Annotated in this window: 5 protein-coding genes and 1 tRNA gene; 4 read left to right on the top strand and 2 right to left on the bottom strand. The window is 64.5% G+C overall.

The annotated features are described in order from the left end of the window. From AC3XYG_RS36740 to AC3XYG_RS36730, 3 genes are all read left to right on the top strand, one after another. The coding region (locus tag AC3XYG_RS36740; protein WP_489144852.1) for a DNA gyrase C-terminal beta-propeller domain-containing protein at positions 1 to 842 on the top strand (842 nt) is incomplete at its 5' end. 14 nt (positions 843 to 856) lie between these two features. Next, a complete protein-coding gene (gene coaD / locus AC3XYG_RS36735) occupies positions 857 to 1,378 on the top strand; it encodes a pantetheine-phosphate adenylyltransferase (RefSeq protein ID WP_489144851.1) in 522 nt (173 codons plus the stop codon). Between the two features lie 104 nt (positions 1,379 to 1,482). Then, positions 1,483 to 1,558 (top strand) — tRNA-Lys (locus AC3XYG_RS36730). A gap of 145 nt (positions 1,559 to 1,703) precedes the next feature. On the opposite strand, the gene AC3XYG_RS36725 is transcribed toward AC3XYG_RS36730, so the two are convergent. Continuing rightward, complete coding sequence (locus AC3XYG_RS36725; protein ID WP_489144850.1) at positions 1,704 to 2,081, bottom strand: PRC-barrel domain-containing protein; 378 nt, start codon at positions 2,079 to 2,081, stop codon at positions 1,704 to 1,706. 355 nt (positions 2,082 to 2,436) lie between these two features. On the opposite strand from AC3XYG_RS36725, the gene AC3XYG_RS36720 reads away from it, so the two are divergent. Beyond that, the gene (locus AC3XYG_RS36720) at positions 2,437 to 2,934 is read left to right on the top strand and encodes a YciE/YciF ferroxidase family protein (protein WP_489144849.1); all 498 of its coding nucleotides are present in this window, start codon (positions 2,437 to 2,439) and stop codon (positions 2,932 to 2,934) included. A 213-nt stretch (positions 2,935 to 3,147) separates the two neighbouring features. Here the strand turns inward: AC3XYG_RS36720 and AC3XYG_RS36715 are convergent. Then, the coding region (locus AC3XYG_RS36715; RefSeq protein ID WP_489144848.1) for a hypothetical protein at positions 3,148 to 3,437 on the bottom strand (290 nt) is incomplete at its 5' end.

Here is a 3,437-nt window from a genome sequence, read left to right as displayed (position 1 = left end):
CGGACTTCATCCAGGTCAACCGCAACGGCAAGCGGGCGATGAACCTCGACGAGGGCGAGGGGATCGTCGGGGTAGAGACCTGCAGCGAGCGGGACGACGTGCTGCTGACGACGTCCCGCGGCCGCTGCATCCGTTTCCCGGTCACCGATGTGCGGGTGTTCAAGGGCCGCGATTCGACCGGCGTGCGCGGCATCCGCCTGGGTGAGGGCGAAGGCCCGGCCGAAGGCGACCGCGTCATCTCGATCTCGATCCTGCACCATCTCGACGCCACGCCGGACGAGCGCGTGAACTATCTGCGCATGGCCAACGCCCTGCGCCGCGCCGAAGGCGAGGAGACCGATGGCGACGACAGCCAGGCGGTGGAGGAACACGATCTCGACCCGGCACGCTTCGGCGCGCTGGAGGCCGGCGAGGAGTTCATCCTGACCATCAGCGCACAGGGCTTCGGCAAGCTCAGCTCCGCCTACGGCTACCGGATCACCGGCCGCGGCGGCAAGGGCATCTGGACGATGTCGATGGGCGAGAAGAACACCAACGTCGCGGCCTGTTTCCCGATCTCGCTGAACGACGAGATCATGCTGGTCACCGATGGCGGGCAGCTGATCCGCTGCCCGGTCACCGACATCCGGATCGCGGCCCGCAAGACCATGGGCGTCCGGGTGTTCAATGTCGCCGACGGCGAGCACGTCGTCTCGGTGGCCTCGGTGCCGGAGGTCAGCGGCGACGAGATCGATGGCGAGCCGAACGGCGGTGAATCCGGGGACGACGGCGCCGACACCAGCGGCGACGCCGGGACCGGGGATGACCAGGGTGGCGCCGCTTCGGGCGGCGACGGCGCATAAGGAAAGACGGACCTATGGCCAAGTCTCGCACGGGGGTCTATCCCGGCACCTTCGACCCGATCACCAAAGGCCATATGGACATCATCCAGCGGGCGACACGGATCGTCGATCATCTGGTGGTCGCCGTGGCCCGCAACGACGGCAAGGGGCCGCTGTTCTCGACCGACGAACGGGTCGAGCTGGTGCGGGCCGACGTGGCGCCGCTGGTGGCGCAGGGCATATCGATCGAGGTCAAGTCGTTCGACGTGCTGCTGATGCACTTCGCCGCCTCGGTCGGGGCCACCACGGTGGTTCGCGGCCTGCGGGCCGTCTCGGATTTCGAGTATGAATTCCAGATGGCCGGGATGAACGCCAAGATCAATCCGGTGATCGAGACGGTGTTCCTGATGGCGTCGGACCGCTACCAGTTCATCTCCTCGCGCTTCGTCAAGGAAATCGGCCGGCTGGGTGGCGACATCGCCCCCTTCGTCAGCCCGCTGGTGGCCAAGCGCCTGAACGAGCAGTTCTCGCGCGGCCTGCCGAAAGAGAAAGAGTAAGGCGGGAATTCATGCTGGCCAATGCCTTGCGGGGTGTTGACCGTCGGGCATGGTCTCCCTAATGTGCGCCGCGCCCGCCCGGGGAAACCCAGGGCCGGCAGTGTGAGCCGGTAGCTCAGTCGGTAGAGCAGAGGCCTTTTAAGCCCCTGGTCGTGGGTTCGAGTCCCACCCGGCTCACCAATCTTTTCAATGACTTAGATGTTAGTGGCGTTGTCTGTTCCGACACGCTGGCCTTTGCTCGTTCCGACAAATCGGCCGAAACGCAAAAACCCCGGCCGAAGCCGGGGTCCTTGCGGGGTCGCGCGGTCAGGTGACGACCGGGCGGTCAGCGCGTCGGCAGGCCATCCCAGTACGGCTTGACGCCGTAATGGTCATGGATGCCCTGCTCGTAGTCCCGGTTCCATTGCGGCTCGGCGTCGTCGGCGAAGACCGGCGCGCCTTCGAGCTGCTCGCGGGACAGGTTGACGACATAGCCGCCCTGGTCGGTGTCGTAGGTCAGCGAAGACCAGGGCAGCGGATGGTACTTCTGGCCGATGCCGAGAAAGCCGCCGAACGACATCACGGCATAGGTGACCCGGCCCGAGACCTTGTCGATCATCACGTCATGCACTTCACCCAGGCTGTCGCCCGCGGTGTTGTAGACATCCGTGCCGGACACCTTCTCGCCCGAGATCAGGGTGGTGGTTTCTTCGCGATGTTCCATGGGGTCTCTCCTTGGTGATGGCTTGCTGGGATAACGGGGCGACCCCGGCCATCGGTTCCGTCCGGATGCGAAGGGATCAAAGATATTTTCAATGTGTGTAAATGGATAAATAGAAAATGCAGTTTGTTTAAATTGCAATCGTCAGTAATTAACAAATGATGCGTTATTGTATGTAAATATGCACGCCCGGTTATTTCAATTCAAGGAACCTTTCGGCGAGAGATTGTATTGTCTGTTTGGGCGAATGGGCGTGGGCTTCGGCCTTCCAAGGCAATACGGACGGTTTCGTATTCGGTTCTTCAGCCGCTTGGCTGCGCCTCTCTTATCTGCAACCGACATAAAGCACGAGGCACACATGACGACGGCCAGCGAGAAAACCCTCAACGACTTGTTCCACGACACCCTCAAGGACATCTATTACGCCGAGAAGCAGATCCTGAAGGCCCTGCCCAAGATGGCCAGGGCGGCCCAGGCGCCGGAGCTGACCGCGGCGTTCGAAAAGCACCACACCGAGACCGAAGGCCAGATTGAACGGCTGGAACAGGTGTTCGAGCTGATCGGCAAGCGGCCGCAGGGCAAGCCGTGCGAGGCGATCCTCGGCATCCTCGAAGAGGGCAAGGAGATCATGACGGAGTTCAAGGGCGCCGTGGCCCTCGATGCCGGCCTCGTCGCCAGCGCCCAGGCGGTGGAGCATTACGAGATGGCGCGCTACGGCACGCTGAAGACCTGGGCGACCACGCTGGGGCTGGCGGACGCGGCGAAGCTGCTGGACCAGACGCTGCAGGAAGAGACCAAGACCGACCAGCTTCTCACCCAGCTGGGCAGCCGTGGCCTCAACAAGAAGGCCGCCTGACGATTCGTCGGTTGGGTTCGCAGTGGTGAACCCAACCACGCGTTCGCATGAGCGGCCGCGCCAACCCCACACCGTCATCGCGAGGAGCGCAGCGACGTGGCGATCCAGAATTGTCGCCGCCTGAGCCATTGGTGCGGGCAGAACTGGATCGCGTCGCTGCGCTCGCGATGACGGTGAAGAACAGGCAGCATCGGGCAGCCTCCGGCGCCGGCGTCAGCGGGAGCCGAAGATGTGCTGGGCCAGGCTGATCCGGCGCCAGTTGTCGTTGCGCTCGCTCTCGGGCGCGCGTTCGACCGTGACCCAGCCGCCCCCGGGTGGCACCATCGCCGTCCCGGGCGGCGGGGCCGGGTCGGGCGCCGCCGGTGGCGCGGTCGCATCAGGCGGTCCGGTGTCGCCGGGGCCGGGGTCAGGTGGCGGGGTGTCGGGCGGCACCGGCTGGTCCGTCAGCGTCTTGACGATCTTGCCGTTCTCGTTGAAGACCGCGCCGGTGTCGGTGTTGAGCA

The sequence above is a fragment of the Inquilinus sp. genome (assembly GCF_057815775.1).
The sequence above is the reverse complement of the archived record's forward strand: the minus strand, read 5'-3'. Positions and strand labels throughout refer to the sequence as shown.